The following is a 19,230-nucleotide window of genomic DNA, read 5'->3' as shown; positions in this document are numbered from 1 at the left end:
CGAGGGTACACGAAGCCGCGAAGTTTATTTCACGGATCAAGGAATCGAGAGACAGGATGAGCGAGTTCCCGGTCGGAGCAACCCTGCAACCCGAAATCGTTCCCTCGCGCTGGACGCTCCTCCGCGACGTGGCCGTCTTTCAGCTGAAGCTGCTCCTCGATGGCCTGAGGGATGCGTTGCTGCTGCCGATCTCGCTCTTCGTCGCCCTCCTCGACGTACTCGGACTCGGGCCCCGGGCGGGTCGGCAGTTCTACGATCTGCTGGAGTGGGGGCGCCGGACGGAGTACTGGATCAACCTGTTCGGCGCCACGGATCATGTTCGGCCCTTGACGTCGGCCCCCCGGCCCGGAGTCGACGCGCTCGTCGACCGCTTGGAGCGGCTGGCGGTACAGGAGTACGAGAGGGGAGGGATCACGGCCTCGACGAAGGACGCCGTGGACCGTGCCCTCGACCACCTTACGAGGCGCGGACCCTCCGACGGCGATCTCCCCGGGCCGCCGCCGTGAGCCGGAGTTCCGCCGAAAGCGCGTGCGCTTCCAGCCCCTCCAGTCGGGCGAGCGCGGCGGTGTCCCGCAGCAGATCCTCGTAGGCGTCATCTTCGGGCGAGAGCGTCAGCCACGTCGGTCGACGCAGGAACGAGAACACCGAGAGTCCCGAGTCGAACGCCGCGGCGCCCGACGTGGGAAGCGTGTGGTTCGGTCCGGCTCCGTAGTCGCCGGCCGCCTCGGGTGTGGCCGCCCCCATGAAGAGCGATCCGTACCGGTGGACGCGCGGAGCCAGCGGCTCGGCCCGCTCGCCGTGCAGTTGCAGGTGCTCCGGCGCCACGGCGTCGCAGATGGCGGCGGCCTCGTCGAGGCTTGCCACGAGGAGGGCGCCGCCGGCCGCCAGGGCCTGACGCGCGATCGGTGCGGTCGGGAGCGTGGCCAGCTGCCGCTCGGTCTCTTCGCGTACGGCCTCGACGGTCGCTTCGTCGAAGGCGCACAGGAGCGGGACGGCGTCCGGGTCGTGCTCGGCCTGGGCGAGCAGGTCGGCCGCGACGCGCGCCGGCTCCGCATCCGGCGAGGCGACGACGAGCAGCTCGGATGGACCGGCGATGGTGTCGAGGCCGACCCGGCCGTAGAGGAGGCGCTTGGCCGCGGTGACGAACCGGTTGCCCGGCCCCACGATCTTCTCGCAGCGGGAGACGCCTCCGACGCCGAAGGCGAGCGCGCCGATCGCCTGCGCGCCGCCGATGGCCAGCAGGCCGTCCGCGCCGGCGATGAAGGCCGCGGCCCGGGCCGCCGCGGTCGGGCGCGGCGATGCGGCCCACACGTCGTCCACGCCCGCCACCCTCGCGGGGATGACGGTCATGAGCACCGAGGACGGGAGAGGGAAGCGCCCCCCGGGCGCGTAACAGCCGGCCGCTCCGACGGGGGCGAGCCGATGGCCGCCGCGACCGCCCGCGACCGGCGTCTCGAGGTCGTTCGCGGATGCCCGCTGGGCCTCAGCGAACGCGCGGATCCGGTCCGCCACGCGGTTCAGCAATTCGCGGTCGTCGGCATGCAGTGCTTCCGCCGCGCGCTCGAGAGCCGACCGGTCGAGGAGCAGATCGTCGCCCGGCTCGAGGTCGCCGAGCCGCTCGGCGTGCTCGCGGAGCGCCGGCTCCCCGCGCCGCTCGACATCGTCCAGGATCGTTCGCGCGACCTCGAGGGCTGCCGGGTCGAGCGCCGGCGAGCGCACCGCCCGCACGGCCTCATCGAGGCCGATCGGCGGCAGGATCCCGCCCGCCGCGGCGGCGGGTGCCGAAGCCGTCCGACCGGTCGCCTCCCCCGGCGCCCTCGGGGCTCGGCGACGCACCTTGAGGGCGCGCCGCTCGAGTTCGAGACGTACATCCTCGAGGGAGCCGCCGGCCTTCAGGAGCCGCGTGAGGGCGAAGTAGTAGAGGTCCGCGAACTCCGCGACCGCGTCCGCCTTCGATCCGGCTTCGGCCAGTTCCTGCGCCTCCTCGACGAGTTTCCCCCGCAGCAGTTCCGGATCCCCGGCGAGCCGCGCGGTGAGCGAGCCCGGCTCCGGGTCGGCGAGCCGCTCGCGAAGGCGGGTCTCGAGGTCGACCGGATCGTCGAAACACGTCCGGGTGCCCGTGTGACAGAAGCCGGTCCCGTGCTGTCGTACCGTGAAGCGCAGAGTGTCGCGGTCGCAGTCCGCCGCCACCCGGACGAGTTCCTGCGTGGCGCCGGACGTCTCACCCTTCCTCCAGAGCCCCCGTGAGCGGCTCTGGTAGACGCCGCGCCGTTCCCTGACGGCGGTGCGCAGACTCTCCGCGCTCGACCATGCGAGCCCGAGCGCGCGCCCGCCCGTGTCCTCGACCACTGTCGCCCAAAGTCCGTCGGCCCGGTCGGACTTCAGAGGAGCCGCGATCGCGTCGCCCAGCTCCATGCGTCCGCTGTAGATCGCCATCCCCACCTGCGCGTCCGCGCCCATTCGGTCGAGTGCCGCGATCTCCGAAACCTCGCGGACGCCCCCCGCCACCGTGACGCGGGCGGATCCCGCAGCCGCGACGAGGGCGGCGACGCGATCCAGCGGGATCCCGCCCAGCGTGCCTTCGACCTCCACGAAGGTGACCAGGTAGCCGCTCGCGAGACCATCGAGCTCCTCCATCCGCCCGATGACGCCGCGACCCGTCCCGCGCTGCCAGCCCTCGACGACGACCTCGCCATCGCGCGCGTCGAGCGCGGCGATCACGCGCTCCGCCGGGAGTTCGCCCAGGACATCGGGATTCGCCGCCGTGCCCAGGATCACTTGCCGCGCGCCCGCGTCGAGCCAGTCGAGCGCCGCCTCACGGGACCGAATGCCGCCGCCTACCCGGCACGGTGCGAGTGGCAGCAGTTCCCTGATGAGGGCGGCGTTGTCTCCGCGGCCGAGAGCCGCATCGAGATCGATGACCGCGACTTCCCCCGCGACCGCGAACCTCTCCGCGAGAGGCCGCGGATCGCCCGCGTCGATTTCAAGCGTGGCGCCTTGGCGAAGCTGCACGGCCCGGCCGCCCATGAGGTCGATGGATGGGATGATCATCGACGCACCACGACGCCGAGCTGCTGCAGTCGATCCTTGAGTCTGCCGATCGACCAGTCGCCCTGGTGGAAGATCGACGCCGCGAGCACCGCGTCGGCGCCCGCGTCCACGGCGGCGCGCATGTGGCCGGGGTGCGCACCGCCGCCGGAGGCCACAATCGGCACCGTCACGGCCTCGCGGATCGCTCCGATCAGCGCCAGGTCGTATCCGCTGCGCGTCCCGTCGCGGTCGAAGCTCGTGAGCAGGATCTCTCCGGCCCCCATCTCCGTCCCGCGCCGAGCCCATTCCGCGGCGTCGAGCCCGGTACGGTTGCTCCCCGAGTGGGTCAGGACCTCGAAGCCGCTCGGACAGCCATCGGATGGCGCCCGCGCGGCATCCAGCGCGAGAACCGCGCACTGGGCACCGAAGCGCGACGACAGTCCGGCGAGAAGCTCGGGCTGCTCCACGGCCGCGGTGTTCACCGACACCCGGTCCGCGCCCGCCTGCAGCAGGGAGCCCCCGTCCTCCACCGTCCGCACGCCGCCCCCGACCGTGAGCGGGATCGAGATCTCATCCCGCACGCGGCCGATCGTCTCGAACCGTGCCAGCCGTCCGTCCGCCGTCGCCGACACATCGAGGATGACGATCTCATCCGCGCCCTGCCGCTCGTAGCGGCGAGCCAGAGCCGCCGGATCGCCCTGGTCCGCGAGATTCGCGAAGCGGACCCCCTTCACGACCCGGCCGTCCTTCACGTCCAGGCACGGGATGACGCGGACGTTCAGCACGCGGCCGCCATGCGGGTCCGGTCCGTCATCCCCTCCGAGGCCTCCGCCGCCGCCGGAGCCTCTTCAAGCCAGCGGTTCAGCAGGGCGGCGCCAATCCGCCCCGACAACTCCGGATGGAACTGGCACGCAAGGACTCCGCCCCGCTCGAACCCGGCGACGAAGCGGGTCCCGTGGCGGCCCGTCGCCCCCGTCCATCCCGCCGGAACCTCTTCAAGCCGATAGGAGTTGGCGAAGTAGACGATGCCCGGACGCAGGAAGACGGCCGCACCCGGGGCCGCAATCCGGTTCCAGCCCAGCTGCGGCACGCGGCCGGCGCCGTCCAGCCGCACCGACCGCCCCGAAACGCAGCCAAGCCCGGGAATGCCGGGAGCCTCGTCGCTCGCGTCGCACAACAACTGCAACCCGAGACAGATCCCCAGCGTCGGCCGGAGCGACTCGACACGGCGGCGGAGCGCCTCCTCCCAGCCCCGGCGCCGCAACTCGGCCATCCCGTCGGCAAACGACCCGACGCCGGGCAGGACGACGTACTCCGCACGCTCGATGTCCGCCGCCGAATCCAGGACCCGCGGCGTCCGTCCGAGCCGCCGGAAGGCCGACCGGACGGCTTCGAGATTTGCCACGCCCGTAGGGACGATGCCGACTTCCCCTCCCGTTCCGATGCGGGCGGCGTTCATGGCGACACCGTCTCGAGGATCTCCACCCTCGAGTCCTTCGCGGTCTGCGCAGCGGGGTCCTCACCCGAATCCAGCATCCCCTTCGTACTCGGGACTCCGGCCGTGGCGCGTCGACCGACCGCCTCGGCGAGGGCCAGCCCGAAGGCCTTGAACGCGGCCTCGGCGCGGTGGTGGTCGTTCTCTCCCCGGATCACGTCGAGGTGAAGCGTGAGGCGTGCCGCCGTTGCGATCGAGCCGAAGAAGTGGCTCAGATTCTCCGTCGCCACGGTGCCCAGCATCTCTCGCCGAAGTCCCAGATCCACCGCGGCGAACGGCCGGCCGGAAAGGTCCACGACCGCCCGCGCGAGCGCCTCGTCGAGAGGCGCGTAGGCGTAGCCGAAACGCCGGATCCCCTGCCTTTGCCCCAGCGCGTCCCTTAGCGCGGCGCCGAAGACGAGTCCGCAGTCCTCCACCGTGTGGTGATCGTCGACGTCCAGATCGCCGCGGGCGCGGAGATCCAGCGTCATCCCGCCGTGGAAGGCGGCGGCTCCGATCATGTGATCGAGGAAGGGCAGACCCGTCTGCACGCGGCCGGATCCGCGGATGTCCACGTTCACTCGTGCCTCGACGCGGGTTTCGAGCGTCTCCCGCGTTCGTTCCCCCGTTCTGGGGGCACCATCGTCGGCGCTCATCGAACTCCTCTTCCGTTGATGGTCGAAGCCGCGGCCGGGGAGTCCGCGGCGAGTACCGAAAGAAGGCGCTGGAACACCTCCTCGTCCCCGGGAACGGTGATGCGGATCAGGTCCCGCCGGTCCGCGAAGAGGCGTACCGCGATCCCGGACCGTCGGAATCGGCGCTCCAGCGCCGCCGCACGTTCCGTTGAGGCGAGGATGAAGTTCGCCTCCGAGGCGAACGGCGCCGCCCCCGCTTCGCCGAGCGCCGCGTAGAGCCGGTCCCGTTCGGACCGGACCGCCGCCACATAGTCCGCCGTGACCCGGTCTCCGAGTTCCAGCGCCCTTTCCGCGAGCCAGACCGACGGGCTCGAGAGCGGAAACGGAGATCCCGAGGCCCGCAACTCCGCGATCGCGGTCCGCGACCCCAGCACATAGCCCACGCGAAGCCCCGCGAGCCCCCACGCCTTCGAGAGCGTCCGCACCACGAGGATGTTGTCGCGCTCCAGGAACGCCGCCGTCGGATCGCGGTCGGCGAACTCCACGTACGCGAGGTCGGCGAGCAGCATCGCGCCGTTCGGCAGCCGCTCCGCGATTTCCAGCATCCGCGCCGCGGAAGCGACCCGGCCCGTGGGGTTGTGGGGAGAGATCACCGTCACGAGTCCGGTTCGCTCGCCGAGCCGGTCCAGCGTCGGTTCAAGCGGGGCGGGATCGTCCAGCGCGGGGATCTCGCGCACGCGTCCGCCCGCGAGCCGGGCGAAGGTCGGCATCATCTGGAACGTCGGCACCACGGTGACCATCTCCCTGCCGTCGGCGAGCCACCGCCTGCAGATGCGGTCGATCGCGTCGTCCGCCCCGCCGGTGACGAGGGTGCGGTCGGCTCCGACTCCCCATTGGCGAGCCAGAAGTCGCTCCAGCCCTGTCGGGTCCGGGTATCGCGTCAGCGCCGTCGCCGGCACGCGGGCGAGGAGAGGGACCAGTTCGGGCGCCGGAAAGAGGCGCTCGTTGTGGTCGAGTCTCAGCAACTCGTCGGCCCGAACCTTCACCACCGCGGGGCTCATGCGACGATCTGCCCCGGTGCGGTCACGACGAGATCCGTGCCCCCGCGCGCCTTCACCAGCGGGATCAACGTCGGCAGGGCGTCCCGGGGCACCGCAACGCGAATCGCGTATCCCCCATCCCCGTGCAGCCGGGATACCGTCGGCCTGCGCATGCAGGGAAGGACCGCCACGAGATCGTCCAGCCCTCCGGCGTCCACGTTGAGCTCAAGCATCACCCGCCGCCGGGCCTCGATCACGGATTCGATCACCAGAACGAGGTCTTCGATTCGCTCCCGGTGCCGCGCGTCGTCGAGGGCGCGCGGGTTCGCATAAAAGCGGGTCGAGGAACGCATGACTTCGTCCACGATCTCGAGGCCGTTGGCCTCCAGCGTGGCGCCGGTGGCGGTGTTGTCGACGATCACATCGGCGTCTTCGGGCGGGAACACCTCGGTGGCGCCGTAGGATCGAACGAAGGTGGCGTCGAGGCCGCGCGCCTCGATCCAGCGCGATGTGAGCCGCCGGTACTCGGAAGCGATGGTTAGGGGGACACCCGCCACCAGCCCTCGCTCTGCCACGGAGACGGGCGCCGCCGCCACGACCCGCACCGGGTCGAGCCCGGTATCGAGCAGCTCAACGAGCGTTCCGTCCAGTTCCGCGACCCAGTCCGCTCCCGCGAACCCCACGTCGCGCGAGCCGGCGTGGAGCATCTCCACCACGTTCTGCGGCTTGAGCAGCTTGGCGCTGAATCCGGCCACGGAGATGGACGGACGGTAACGGCGCTCCCCGAGGTCCACGCGCACGCCGGCGGCGGTCAACAGGTCGAGTACGCCGGTCTGCATGCGTCCCTTGGGAAGGGCGAGTCTTGTCGTTTCGTGGGTCATTGTCGTCGGCTCTTGGCCGACACCGGCGGGGAGGCAGCGAAAAAAAAGCCGACCCCCTCGGGGCCGGCGTCGATCGTTCGCAACCTTGGTTCAGGATAAAGCTAGACGATCACCGGCCTCCGCTCTGGCGGTGGTAGTAATAATGGCCAAAAAACGCATGGGTGTTCGTCATGGCCGCGGAGGATCGCACTCTGCCGCGTGCCTGTCAAGTGCGTATGCTAGTGGCTTCACGCCGGCTCACGCCCGATGCTTCGCGCCGGCGCGCGCCGAATTCCCGACCACGTTGACTGCGGGACGTACAATGGCCGATCCGATGGGCGAGTTGCAGGGGCCGACGCCCGAACAGAGTCGAGAGACCCGGGCGCGCGTGTCGCGGTGGATCGAACGCACGCCGGTGCGGCGGTGGGTGCCCGACCCCGAAATTGCTCCGCTCCCCGAAAGGTCGGAGGTCTTCCTCAAACTGGAACTGTTCCAGCGCACGGGTTCCTACAAGGTCCGGGGCGCTCTGAACAACGTCCTCTGCGCGGACGCGGCGACGCTGCAGCGAGGGGTCACGGCCGTGAGCGCCGGGAATCATGCCATCTCCGTGGCGTACGCGGCTCGAGCCGCCGGCACGACCGCCAGGGTGGTGATGCTGTCATCCGCGAACCCGGCTCGCATCGCGCGCTGCCGGAACTTCGGGGCGGAGATCGAGTTCGCGGACGACGGGGCGAGCGGATTCGCGCGCATGGAAGAGATCGCCGGGCAGGAGGGTCGGCTCGCGATCCATCCGTTCGAGGGGGAGGCGACCGTCTTCGGCACGTCGACCGTGGGCCTCGAGGTCGCCGAACAACTTCCGGACCTCGATGCGATCGTCGTGCCGATCGGGGGCGGAGGTCTCATCTCCGGCACGGCGAGCATCGTGAAACAGCTCATGCCCGCGTGCAGGGTCTACGGGGTGGAGCCCGTCGGCGCCGCCTCCATGCGACGCAGCCTCGATGCGGGCGAGCCGGTGGCGCTCGATCGCATTGACACGATCGCGGACAGCCTCGGCGCCCCTCACGCGGCGCCGTACAGCTTCGGACTCGTGCAGCGCTACGTGGACGATGTCGTGCTCGTCGATGACGACGCGATCCGCGCCGCCCTCAAGGCGTTGTTCCTCGACGCGAAGCTCGTCGCCGAACCTGCGTCCGCCGCTCCGCTCGCCGCCGCTTGCGGTCCCCTCCGGGAGAGGCTGGAAGGCCGTCACACCGGCGTCGTACTCTCCGGATCGAACATCGACCTGGACACCTTCGCCGTGCATTTTCGGGCGGCCGGGTGACGGCATTCCGACGTCGGCGCTCGAAGAACGCAAGGAGAAACAAGATGAAAGCTCTGGCGCTTGCCGCGCTCCTTTCCGGCGTCCCGCTCCTCCCCCTCGGCGGGCAGGCGATCACCGTCGTGTCATGGGGCGGCTCCTACGCCCGTGCGGTCAACGAGGCCGCCAACGTTCCCTTCACCGAGGCGACCGGCATCCCCGTCCGCCTGGAAGCCTACAACGGCGGCCTGGCCCAGATCCGGGCCCAGGTGGATATCGGCAGCGTCTATTGGGATGTGGTCGACCTGGAGATCGCCGATGCCGTGCGCGGTTGCGACGAGGGGCTGCTCGAGCCGATCGACATCGACGCCCTGCCGCCCGGACCCGACGGCACTCCCGCGGCCGACGACTTCGTGGCCGAGAGCCAGACCGAGTGCGGCGTGAGCAATCTGTACTGGTCGACCGTGTACGCGTACAACGACGAGAACTTCCCGGGCGAGAGGCCAGCCACCATGGCCGACTTCTTCGACCTCGAGAAGTTTCCGGGCCGCCGCGGGATGCGGCGGGTGCCGCAGGTTAACCTGGAGTTCGCCCTGATCGCCGATGGCGTGCCGCTCGACGAAGTGTACGCTACGCTGAGGACCCCGGCGGGCCTGGATCGGGCCTTTGCCAAGCTCGAAACGATCAAGGATGACGTGGTCTGGTGGGAGGCGGGCGCTCAGCCGCCGCAGATGTTGGCCGACCGGGAAGTCGTCATGAGCACGGCGTACAACGGCCGCATCTTCAACGCCCAGATCCTGGAGAACCAACCGTTCACGATCGTGTGGGACGGGCAGTTGCTGGACGTGGGCCAGGTCGGGATCGTCGCGGGTACCCGGAGGCTGGAAGAGGCCCTGAGATACGTGGCATTCAAGACCAGCGCCGCGACTCTCGCACGGATCGCCCGCCGCATCTCCTATTCCCCGTCGCGCAGATCGGCCATGCCACTGGTGACGACGCATGTGGTCGCAGGGATCGACATGGCGCCCCACATGCCGGCCGGCGAAGGCAACGTGGACCGCGCGCTTCGTTACGACTGGGCGTTCTGGGTCGACTACCAGGACGAACTGAACGAGCGCTTCAGCGCCTGGCTGACACGGTAGCGTCGCCAGGGTCCGGAACATGCCGCGTCAGAACACCACCCGATAGCTGAGGTTCAGACTCCGCCCGGCCTCCGGCATGATCTCCTTCACCCGGGAGAGGTGGTTGCGGTATTCGGTATTCGCGGCGTTGGCGAGGCTCACGGTCAGGACGTTCAGACGTCCGCCGAACGTGAACCGCACGCCTGCCGCGGCGTTGAAGACAGTGTACCCCCTCGTCGGCGTCTCGAATTGGCCCACCCGGTCCTGCCGATCCGCCATCTCGGCTTCCGCCCGCACATACCACGACGGCCTCTCGTACTTCAGGGCCACATGTCCCTTCAGCGGAGGAACGAGAGGCAGAGGCTGATCGGTCCCCGTGAGACTGCCCCTCACCGATGAGGCCACCCCCTCGAGCACCAACCCCTGCCCGGCGTCGATGTCCACGCTGCCCTCGAAGCCGCTGAACACGGCGTCGTTGCCCCGGAACTGATAGATGGGGAGGCGCACGCGGCTCAGATGGCCCGTATCCTCCCCGTAGATGTAGTTCCTGATGTCGTTATGGAAACCGGTCACTTCGGCTCTGAGCCGGTCGGACTCGAAGCGGAGGAAGACATCGAGTCCCCGCCCGACCTCGCCCTCCAGGGACGGGTTGCCGACTTCGAAGACGTACGCCGCCAGGTGCGGCCCTTCCGAATAGAGTTCGGTGATGTCGGGTGCGCGGAACGCCCGGACGGCGCTCGCACCGAGCACGATCCCCGAGGCGGACCTGTAAAGGACACCCAGCGACCCCGACAGGGAGTGGAATTCGCGGTCGCGGATCTCGCCGATGTCCGACACCCGGTCTTCCGCCGGATCGGCCAGGGTCCAGTCGTACCGCAGCCCCGACTCGATCTTGACGGAGCCGAGGCTGACCTCCTCGAGCAGGTACAGGGCCGCCCTGAGCCGACGCGTGTCAGGCGTGTGCAGGGACCCCCCGTAGGCGAAGTCCACCCGGGATGCACGGCCGCCCATCGCACCCGCCGTAAACGGGCCCAACCTCCCATGCCGCCCGAGGAAGTCCGCGCTCGCGCCCTCCTGGTCGAAGAGGGTGCCCAGAATGTCCGGTGCTTCGAGCTCGCGGTGCGTGTACCAGTTGTACGTGGCCTCGAAGCGGAGGTTGTGGAAGGGCCCGACCGGCTCATCGACCACGGTCCGGAACTTCGATGCGGCCCGCTCCATTTCGATGCGCACCCCCTCCGCGTGCCCACCCACGAAACCGCCCGGGATGCCGTAGTAGTTACGGTAGCCGCGGACGGACGCCCCCAGGCGACCCCAATCGGCCACGTAGGCCGTCCCGGCACCCCCGCTAAACAGCTCCCCGTCGGTATTGAGCAGCGTGCCGGCGGGGGTCTTCAAATCTCCCGCCGTCCGTGCGGCCACCTCCACGCGCAGCGGCACGCGCTCCGCGACGGCGAACGCGGCCGTCGCGCTGCCCGCCAGCGAGCCGGTTGCCGTTTCCGTCTGGAACGTCGCTGCGCCCGTCCAGCGGTGCGGCACGGCCGTCGGAATCTCGTCGCGGATGACGTTGATGACCCCGCCCAGCGCGTTGCCCCCGTAGAGCAGCGCACCCGGACCCCGCACGACCTCGATCCGCCGTGCCGACGATGGATCGAGTGCGGTGGTGTGGTCCGAGCCCGAGTTGGAGGCATCCCCGACCGGAGTCCCGTCCTCGAGCATCTGTACCCGGTCCCCGCTCAGCCCCCGAATGACGGGCTGCGCCACCGTTGGACCCATCCTCGTGGCGGCCAGCCCCGGCATCGACGCCAGCGTCCCCGCCACCGTCGCCGTCATCTGGCGCTGCAGGTCATCGCCCGTCATGATGCCGACGGGCCGGAGGGCTTCGGATGCGGCGCGCTCGCTGATCGTCGCCGTTACCACCAGGTCCGCCATCGCAATGGGAGATGGTGCCAGCAGGATTACGACCTCCGCCGCCTCCGCCACCGCTCGGCGCGCGCGCACGCCCCCGACGGTGATGACCACGGTGGTGCCCCGGTATCCCAGGCGATCGGCTCGAAGGGTGTACACGCCCGCGGCGAGTCCGGTCAGGTGGAAGGTTCCGTCCCCACGGGTCACCGCCCGGGTGCCCCTCTCCAACACCGATACCTGCGCCCCGGCAAGCGGTTCGCCGGTACCCGCGTCGCGCACGTTGCCCTCGAACACATACGCCTGCCCCGGCTCCTGCGCGGCGAGGTCGCCGATATCGGCAAGGGCGGGCCACGCGAGCCCAACCGCCGCAAGGGCCGGCGCCAGCAGGCGGAGCCGCCTGAGGCGACGCTCGACGGGGTACGCTGAAGGCAAGGTTCCTCCGACTCCCGCCGGTCCGGGCGGGGCAAGGGCCAAAGCAGCAAAGGCCGCGTCGCGGGCAGCGGACGTTAGGCGTTCGCGACGGTTTCGAGCAAGCTGGTGCCTCGGTGGAAACCCTTGGTCCTCCCGAGGCGTCAAAGACGGTGTGAGAAACGGAGGAAGGACTCGGCGGCGGCGCTCGCCGAGAGGGAAGATGCGCAGGGGCCGGCGGCTCATGCTCCTCGCCGCGGCGATTCTCGCCGCCGGCCTCGGCTATCTGGTCTTCGAAGCCCGGGTAGCACGCGAGTTCGACGCCCTCGACTCTTCCTCCCCGGCGCGCATCCTGGCGCGACCGTGGACCCTCCGCGCCGGCGATCGGGTGGATCCGCGACGCATCATCGACCACCTGGAGAAGGTCGGCTACCGATCGGTTTCCGGCGGAACACCGCAAACCGGAGAGTTCAGGGCGCGCGGCCGCGATCTTCTCGTGGGGCGCCGCGCGCTTCGTCTCGGCGGCCTCTTCGAGCCAGGCGTTCAGGCGCGGGTGCGCTTCCGGAGCAATGGGCGCATCTCCGCGATCCGGGACGTCGAGGGGAACGACCTCGCCCGCCTCCTGCTCGATCCCGAGGTGATCGGGACGTCCCTCGGCGAGCGCAGTCGGGACCGGGTGCCCGTCCGGCTCGACGAGGTTCCGGGACACCTGGTCGACGCGTTGTTGACGGTGGAGGATCGCCGCTTCCATGAGCACGGCGCGCTGGACCTTCGCCGCATCGCCGGCGCCGCGCTCTCGAACCTCCGGCAGCGGCGGGTCGCGGAGGGGGGAAGCACGATCACGCAGCAACTCGCCCGCACGCTCTTCCTGTCCACGGATCGCACCGTGCTCCGGAAGGTGCGCGAGGCGGCGATCGCGGTGGCGCTGGAGCGACGTTTCTCCAAGCAGCGCCTGCTCGAGGCCTATGTGAACCACATCTATCTCGGGCAGCATCGAGGGGCCGCCATCCACGGCTTCGGGCGCGCCGCGCAGTTCTACTTCGGTCGCGACGTCTCCGAGTTGACGTTGGGCCAGTCGGCGATGCTGGTCGGGATCGTCAGGGGACCGAACGTGTACTCGCCCCACCGCCACCCGGAGCGCGCCCGGGCCCGGCGCGACGTGGTGCTGCGGCAGATGCACGCCGTCGGACACCTGGACGACGCTCGCCACGACGCCGAACTCGAAGCCGATCCGGAGATTCGACGTCCTCCGCAGCGGAACTTCGATGCGCGCTGGTACCTGGATTTCATGCGGCGGGAGCTGGCTGCCGCCGATGCTTCGCTGAACCCCGAAGGCGCCGGCCCAGCGGTGATTTCTTCGCTCGTCCCCGAGCTTCAACGCGCGGCCGAGGCCGCCGTGTCAAATGGGATCCGCAGCATGGAGCGCCTCCGTCCCCGTCTGACGGAACAGGCCACGCCGCTTCAGGGGGCGCTCGTGGCCCTGGACCCGCGGACCGGCGACATCCTGGCGATGGTCGGCGGTCGCTCCTACGGCGAGTCGCAGTTCAATCGAGCCGCGGACGCCCGACGTCAACCGGGAAGCGCCTTCAAGCCGGTCGTGGCGCTGGCCGCCCTGACACCGGGAGCGGATCCTTCCTACACCCTGGCTTCCGTGCTGAAGGACGAACCGCTCGCGCTCGATACGCCAGCCGGCGTGTGGGAGCCGGCGAACGCCGACCGCGCGTTCCTTGGACCCATCAAACTGCGCGAGGCGCTGGAAGGGTCGCGCAACGTACCGTTTGCGCGCCTAGGTCTGGCGGTCGGTCCCCGGAGAATCATCGAGACCGCGCGCCGCCTCGGGATCGAGGGGCCGCTCGCGCCGTATCCGAGTCTGGCGCTCGGCGCCTCCGAGGTCACGCTCCTCGAGTTGACGGCGGCCTACGCGGTGCTGGCCGCGGAGGGTCGGCGCACGCCGCCGCGTTCGGCGATCGCCGTATTCGGCCGGGACGGTGCCATACGGGAGACGACCGCGGGCCGCAGCGACGCGGTCATCAGCCCGGCGGAGGCGTACCTTATCACGTCCGCGCTGCGCGGCGTGGTCGAGCGCGGGACCGGACGCGGTGTCCGCGAGGCGGGATACCGCGGTCCCGTGGCGGCGAAGTCCGGAACGACAAACGGCTCTCGTGACGCCTGGTTCGTGGGCTACACGCCGGAACTGGCGGTGGGGGTGTGGGTGGGGTTCGACGACGGGACGCCGATCGGTCTTTCCGGCTCCAGGGCCGCGCTCCCGATCTTCGCCGATTTCATGATACGCGTTCTCGGCTCCCACGGAGGCCGCGGATTCCGCGCGCCGGCGGGAGTGGAGTGGATAGACATCCAGCCGGAGACCGGTCTGCGCGCGGGCTGGGGCTGCCGCGGGGAGCCCGAACTCTTCCTCGCCGGCACCGCGCCCGAGGCTTCGTGCGGGTACCCGATCCGCAGGTGGGGCCGGGGGAGGCCGTTGCGCACGTTACCGAGGCGATGAGCCTTGCCCGGCATCGCGCCCGGGAGCCCTCAGTCGTGACTGTGATCGCGTCGCCCCTGGTGAAAAACGACGTGGAGCAGGGATCCCGCGACGAAGGCCTGGTAGAGTTCGATGGCCGCGTGCCCGTCGGGCAGAATCTCCGTCCCCGCCCCGAAGCCGATCGCCGTCGCCGCCAGAATCGCCCCCACGCCGCCGGCTGCCGCGACGACGCCGTGCCGAGGCTCGAGTAGCCACCAGATCAGCAGCCCGACGGCGACCCGATGCAGGATGACGGCGAAGGCGAACGGGGCATTCACGGTGGCCGGCATCAGGGCGCCGCCCTCCAGGAGGGCGTGCAGCACCATCGACGCAACACCGAGCAGGATCGCGAGATCGTCCGTTCGGCGGGCGAGTCGGTGGGAGATCTTCTCCATGAGGTAGAGGACGCCCACGCCCGCGATGACGGCGAGCAGAGGGGTGATCTGCCGCTCGCGCCAGACATGCGGCAGGACCTGCGAGGCGACGAGCAACGGCAGCGCCACGAAGACGATCGTGTCGACCAGCTTCATGGTCCGGGGCCGGTTGTGTAGCCAGACGTAGAGGAGGACTCCGGCCACCGGCGCGACGAGCGCAGCGACGAGCGCGGTCATTCCACCTGGACCGTTACGTGCTGCAGGTTGAACTCGTTGTTAGCGATCTCCCGTGCCCCGCCTGGCCGCTCGGCGGGCCACCGAAGTCAACGGCTCTCGTAGATTGACGTGTTGCCTGCGGCGTCGAACTGGAGCACGTCGTACGGATCGACGCGGTCGCCGAACTCCATGCCGGGGGACCCGATCGGCATCCCGGGCACCGCGAGCCCGCTCGCGGAGGGCTTCTCGGCGAGGAACCGGGCGATGACCTCTGCGGGGATGTGGCCCTCGAACACGTAGCCGCCCACAAGCGCCGTGTGGCACGACTGCAGTTGGAGCGGCAGGCCCGCGTCGACTTTGACATCGATCATGTCGTCGGTGTCCTCGACGTCGAGTTCGAACCCGGCCTCCCGCATGTGGTCCACCCAAAGGGCGCAGCACCCGCAGGTGGGAGACTTGTAGACCTTGATCGTCGGGGTCTCGGCGATGGTCGCGGCGAGCGTCGCATCGACCATGGCGTTTGCGGGAGTCGAGGCCGCCGTCCGTCCGTCTTCCGCCGACGCATCCGGCGCGCACCCGCCGGCGAGCAGCGCCACGCCGATCGAGGCTGCTCCGATGCCGATCCTTCCGAACTTTCCGTTCAACATCATCGCTCCCGGTTCGATTCCTGCCGCTCGATCCCCCAAGTTATCCGCGAGGAGGCTGCCACGGTACCATTACGATACCATCCTGCGCGGGATCATGCGGCGATCATCGGCGGGGCTGCGGGCGCCACGCGGTGGCGGGCGAACCCTGAGAGAGGCGAGGCGTGATGGAGAGACTGTCACAACTTTGGAGCGAAGCGGTCGCCTTCATGGCTCCGCGCTGGCTGCCCAGCCTCATCGTGATCGCGGTCGCCGGACTCGTCTACCTCATCGCCCTGATGGTCCTGGGCCGCGCGCAAAGGCATTGGGTCACGCGAACCGAGACGCAGCTCGACGATCTGGCCGTGCGGTTGCTCCGCCAGGTTCTGCTGCTCTCGAGCGGAGCCCTGGCCGTCTGGCGCCTGCTGGACATCTGGGCCCTGCCCACCGCAGCCCAATGGGTCTATGCGATCTGGATCGGCGTTCTCTTCTTCCCCTTGAGCCGGTTCGTCGGAGACCTCCTGACCGCGATCGAGACGGAGGTCGTCTCCCGCACCTCGACACCGCTCGACAAGACGGCGCTCCCGATGATCAACAAGGCGATTCGCTTTGCGGTCATCGCCCTCGGCATCGTCCTCGCGCTCGCGGAGCTGGGCATCAACATCGCGCCTCTCCTCGCCGGCGCCGGCGTCATGGGTCTCGCCCTGTCGCTCGCCGCCAAGGACACGCTCTCCAACGTGATCGCGGGCGTGCTCCTCATCGTCGACCGTCCCTTCCAGGTCGGGGACCGGATCGAACTGTGGACCGCGCCCAATGAGACAGGGTCCTGGGGCGACGTGATCGAGATCGGGCTCCGGGCCACGAAGATCCGCAATCCCGACAATCTCGTCATCGTCGTCCCGAACAGTCAGCTCATGCTGCGCGACATCGTCAACTACACGATGTCCGGCCAGGACATCCGGCTTCGAATCCCCTTCTCGGTCGCCTACGACTCGGACATCGAGCGGGCGAAGTCGCTGCTGGTGGACATCGCCCTGGGCGTCGAGGGCGTCAAGGACGATCCCGCGCCGATCGTCATCGCCCGGAGCTTCGGTCCGTCCGAGGTCAACCTCCAACTGCGCGTCTGGGTCGTGGAGGCGAGGGCGCGACGGCGCATCGCGGACGACATCAGCGAGAGGGCGCTCCGCGCCTTCGCGGAGGCCGGCGTGGAGATCCCCTACCCGAAGCGGGAACTCTACATCCGGTCCGCGGATGGGTCGCAGGCCGGCGGGGTCTGAGTTGCGACGCACCGGCACGCGGGTCCGGCGGCCTCTCCTCGCGATCCCGGCGATACTGACGGGGGCGGGTCTCCCCGACGGATTAGCCGGCGCCGGCCAGGACACGTTCATCACGCAGCAGTCCGAGCTGTTCACCAATGTGACGGTGATCGACGGCCGCGGAGGGCCACCCCGGCCTGCTTCCTCGGTCCTCGTGTGGGGCGGTCGAATCCGGGATATCGGTGCCCGGGGCTCCGTGACCGCCCCGGATGGAACCGTCGTCGTGGACCTCTCGGGCGCCTACCTCATCCCCGGGTTCATCGACGCGCACGCCTCACCCGAGACGACGCAGGACTTGCGGGCGCTCCTGGCCGCCGGGATTACGGGGGTGCGCGACGGCGCCACATCGCTGGCCGCCTTCGAGGAGCGGGGCCGCGGGAGCTTCGGCGAGGATCCGGTTCCCACCGTCTACGTCGGTGGTCCCGTCATCGAGGCCGGGAGCGCGTCGCACGGCGTGGTGCCGGAATCGGAAGCCGCCGCCGTCGCCGAGGTGGCGCGGCAGGCCTCGGACGAGGCCGGCTTCGTCTCCGTCGCCTCGAGCGTGCCCCCGTCGTGGCTGGTAGCAATCGCCCGCGCCGCGCGCCAGGAGGAGGTGCCCCTGTGGGCCGACCGCCGGGCTGGCGGCTGGCTGCTGGCGCTCCGCGCCGGGTCCGCCGTCGCGAGTCCCCTCGTCTCCGGCGACCCCGAGTTGCTTCCCGAGAGCGAACGCGGATCCTTCGAGGCCCTCGCGGATGCCGGGCAGGTCCCGGCCCGGATCGCCTGGCTGGAGCGGGTGGAACCGGACGGACCCGACGTCGACCGCGCCGTTACCGCACTCCTTTCAAACGACTCGGCCCTCCTGCCACTGCTGGCCAGCGCGTCCGCCCCGCTCGACTGTCCGGCGGAAGCCACCCCCTGCACGCCGCTGTCCGACGACGAATGGACCGCGCTTCAGGCGGTGTGGCCCAAGGCCGAAGCGCTGGTCCAGACCTTCCACGGCCACGGAGTCCGCCTGCTCGTGGGATCCGATGCTCCGCGGACGACGCCGCTGGGAGAGGGTTTCCACCGTGAGATGCAGCTGCTCGTGGAGGCGGGCATCCCCGCCCTCGATGTTCTTGGCATGGCCACGAGGAACGGCGCCATAGAACTCGGCCAACTGCACGAGCGGGGGACGATCGAGATCGGGAAGCGCGCGGACTTCCTCGTCCTCGAGGCGAATCCCCTCGCCGACATTCGGAATGCGCGCCGCATCTCGCTCGTCGCGATCGACGGGCGGGCGTGGGCCCTCGGTCCCGATGGTGGCTGGAGGCGCGTCCGCTTCAACTGACGGGACGCCCGTCCGGCTTCATCCGTTGCGATAGCAGTACGCGTCGCGGCGTCGGGTGAGGTCCTCGATGACCGCGGCCTTGAAGGCGTCGGGGTCACGCCCTCGGCCGAGTCGGTCCCGGTACGTCGGAATATCCACGACTTCGGCTCCCAGCCAGGCGTTCCGAAACGGCCGCGGGAAGCGTTCCCCGGGGGCCTGAATGTGATGAAGCCCGCCGCTGTAGGCGATGAACAGCCGGCCGTCCGGCATCGCGTTGAGAATGTCCGCGATCCCACCGCGGATCGTCATGGGATTCCCCTGGAGATCCAGACCCGTGCGACGCATCATCCGTCCTTCCGGCAGGATGAGGAGCACAGCCTCCGGATCCTGGACCTGCCGGAGCACCTCCTCCCACGTGTCGTCCTTCTCGCGCGTCACCGGCACCACGTGCTTGGCGAGGAGGAGGAAGAGCCGTCCCAGTATCGGTCGAGCCGCAGTCTTGTCCGCGAGTGGCACGACCCCGTGCGTCGCGAGTTGCCAGAGCACGCGGCTGGGCACCGCCGCGAGGAAGACCGGTTCGAAGAGACTCGTGTGGTTGAGCAGGGCGAGCACGCGCAGGTCCGCCCAGGGATCGTCGTCCTCGCGGAGCCACTCCAGCCGGACCCGGCAGAGCGCCTTCGCCGCGACCTTGATCGAGAAGAGAAGAAGAAAGACGATATAGCTGCGCATTTTGCGCAGTGTGCCTCAGGCATTGCGGGGAGGTCAAGAGTTCCGGCGCTTCGGTCGGGGGAGGCCAAGGTTGGCATTGGCCCTGTCCCTGCCCCATCTTCGGGCGCCCGGCGGTACCCGTCCGGCGTTACACGTCGTCCGTAGTCAAGGAGTACTTTCCATGAAAACCCGATCGTTGTTCCTTGCAGCCCTCTTCGCTGTTCTCTTTTCCGCCCCCGTCCTCGCGCAGCGTGACTTCTCGGCCGTCCAGATCGAGGCGACGCATGTCGCCGGCAGCGTCTGGATGCTGGTGGGGAGCGGCGGCAACATCGGCGTGTCGTCGGGGCCCGATGGCGTGGTGATGGTCGACGACCAGTTCGCGCCGCTGGCGGACAAGATCCGTGACGCGCTGCGCGA

General features: G+C 69.8%; 15 protein-coding genes and 2 pseudogenes. 7 read left to right on the top strand and 10 right to left on the bottom strand.

Annotation, left to right across the window (positions count from 1 at the left end; genetic code table 11):
* Window positions 1–56: 56 nt before the first annotated feature.
* On the top strand, window positions 57–506 hold the full coding sequence (locus RN729_RS08190; protein ID WP_310783545.1) for a hypothetical protein: 450 nt from the start codon (window positions 57–59) through the stop codon (window positions 504–506).
* On the opposite strand, the gene hisD is transcribed toward RN729_RS08190, so the two are convergent.
* From hisD to hisG, 6 genes and pseudogenes are all read right to left on the bottom strand, one after another.
* On the bottom strand, window positions 457–3,051 hold the full coding sequence (hisD, locus tag RN729_RS08185) for a histidinol dehydrogenase (RefSeq protein WP_310783544.1): 2,595 nt from the start codon (window positions 3,049–3,051) through the stop codon (window positions 457–459). The genes RN729_RS08190 and hisD overlap by 50 nt on opposite strands.
* The gene (gene hisF / locus RN729_RS08180) at window positions 3,048–3,815 is read right to left on the bottom strand and encodes an imidazole glycerol phosphate synthase subunit HisF (RefSeq protein ID WP_310783542.1); all 768 of its coding nucleotides are present in this window, start codon (window positions 3,813–3,815) and stop codon (window positions 3,048–3,050) included. Before hisF ends, hisD begins: the two co-directional genes overlap by 4 nt.
* Entirely contained in the window at window positions 3,809–4,489 is a 681-nt protein-coding gene (hisH, locus tag RN729_RS08175; RefSeq protein ID WP_310783540.1) for an imidazole glycerol phosphate synthase subunit HisH, read from the bottom strand. The genes hisF and hisH overlap by 7 nt, the downstream gene beginning before the upstream one ends.
* Window positions 4,490–4,560: 71 nt before the next feature.
* Window positions 4,561–5,160: pseudogene (hisB, locus tag RN729_RS08170) on the bottom strand (imidazoleglycerol-phosphate dehydratase HisB); the annotation flags it as partial.
* The gene (locus tag RN729_RS08165) at window positions 5,157–6,200 is read right to left on the bottom strand and encodes a histidinol-phosphate transaminase (RefSeq protein WP_310783537.1); all 1,044 of its coding nucleotides are present in this window, start codon (window positions 6,198–6,200) and stop codon (window positions 5,157–5,159) included. The pseudogene hisB and the gene RN729_RS08165, both read right to left, overlap by 4 nt.
* Window positions 6,197–7,060, bottom strand: coding sequence for an ATP phosphoribosyltransferase (gene hisG, locus RN729_RS08160; protein ID WP_310783535.1), 864 nt, complete (start codon window positions 7,058–7,060; stop codon window positions 6,197–6,199). Before hisG ends, RN729_RS08165 begins: the two co-directional genes overlap by 4 nt.
* Window positions 7,061–7,361: 301 nt before the next feature.
* Here hisG and RN729_RS08155 point away from each other — a divergent pair, with 301 nt between their 5' ends.
* Window positions 7,362–8,360, top strand: coding sequence for a pyridoxal-phosphate dependent enzyme (locus RN729_RS08155; protein ID WP_310783533.1), 999 nt, complete (start codon window positions 7,362–7,364; stop codon window positions 8,358–8,360).
* Between the two features lie 44 nt (window positions 8,361–8,404).
* Window positions 8,405–9,478 carry an ABC transporter substrate-binding protein gene (locus RN729_RS08150; RefSeq protein WP_310783531.1) on the top strand — a complete coding sequence of 358 codons (1,074 nt, stop codon included), beginning with the start codon at window positions 8,405–8,407 and terminating at the stop codon, window positions 9,476–9,478.
* Between the two features lie 27 nt (window positions 9,479–9,505).
* Here RN729_RS08150 and RN729_RS08145 read toward each other — a convergent pair whose 3' ends face one another.
* Complete coding sequence (locus RN729_RS08145) at window positions 9,506–11,794, bottom strand: TonB-dependent receptor (RefSeq protein ID WP_310783529.1); 2,289 nt, start codon at window positions 11,792–11,794, stop codon at window positions 9,506–9,508.
* A gap of 199 nt (window positions 11,795–11,993) precedes the next feature.
* Between RN729_RS08145 and RN729_RS08140 the strand changes: the two genes are divergently transcribed.
* Window positions 11,994–14,273 (top strand): transglycosylase domain-containing protein, encoded by a 2,280-nt coding sequence (locus RN729_RS08140; RefSeq protein WP_310783527.1) that lies wholly within the window; start codon window positions 11,994–11,996, stop codon window positions 14,271–14,273.
* A gap of 29 nt (window positions 14,274–14,302) precedes the next feature.
* Here RN729_RS08140 and RN729_RS08135 read toward each other — a convergent pair whose 3' ends face one another.
* Both RN729_RS08135 and RN729_RS08130 read right to left on the bottom strand, forming a co-directional pair.
* Window positions 14,303–14,902 carry a hypothetical protein gene (locus tag RN729_RS08135; protein ID WP_310783525.1) on the bottom strand — a complete coding sequence of 200 codons (600 nt, stop codon included), beginning with the start codon at window positions 14,900–14,902 and terminating at the stop codon, window positions 14,303–14,305.
* Between the two features lie 86 nt (window positions 14,903–14,988).
* Entirely contained in the window at window positions 14,989–15,396 is a 408-nt protein-coding gene (locus RN729_RS08130) for a DUF411 domain-containing protein (RefSeq protein WP_343218911.1), read from the bottom strand.
* 296 nt (window positions 15,397–15,692) lie between these two features.
* Between RN729_RS08130 and RN729_RS08125 the strand changes: the two genes are divergently transcribed.
* Window positions 15,693–16,781, top strand: a complete 1,089-nt coding sequence (locus RN729_RS08125) for a mechanosensitive ion channel domain-containing protein (RefSeq protein ID WP_310783586.1) — start codon at window positions 15,693–15,695, stop codon at window positions 16,779–16,781.
* Between the two features lies 1 nt (window position 16,782).
* Window positions 16,783–18,126, top strand: a complete 1,344-nt coding sequence (locus RN729_RS08120) for an amidohydrolase family protein (protein WP_310783522.1) — start codon at window positions 16,783–16,785, stop codon at window positions 18,124–18,126.
* Between the two features lie 18 nt (window positions 18,127–18,144).
* On the opposite strand, the gene RN729_RS08115 is transcribed toward RN729_RS08120, so the two are convergent.
* A complete protein-coding gene (locus RN729_RS08115) occupies window positions 18,145–18,834 on the bottom strand; it encodes a hypothetical protein (protein ID WP_310783520.1) in 690 nt (229 codons plus the stop codon).
* Between the two features lie 160 nt (window positions 18,835–18,994).
* Between RN729_RS08115 and RN729_RS08110 the strand changes: the two are divergent.
* A pseudogene (locus RN729_RS08110) lies at window positions 18,995–19,230 on the top strand (MBL fold metallo-hydrolase); the annotation flags it as partial.

This window comes from Candidatus Palauibacter polyketidifaciens (assembly GCF_947581785.1).
Classification (GTDB): Bacteria; Gemmatimonadota; Gemmatimonadetes; order Palauibacterales; family Palauibacteraceae; genus Palauibacter; species Palauibacter polyketidifaciens.
Note: the sequence above shows the minus strand (reverse complement) of the source record. Positions and strands in the feature narration are given on the sequence as shown.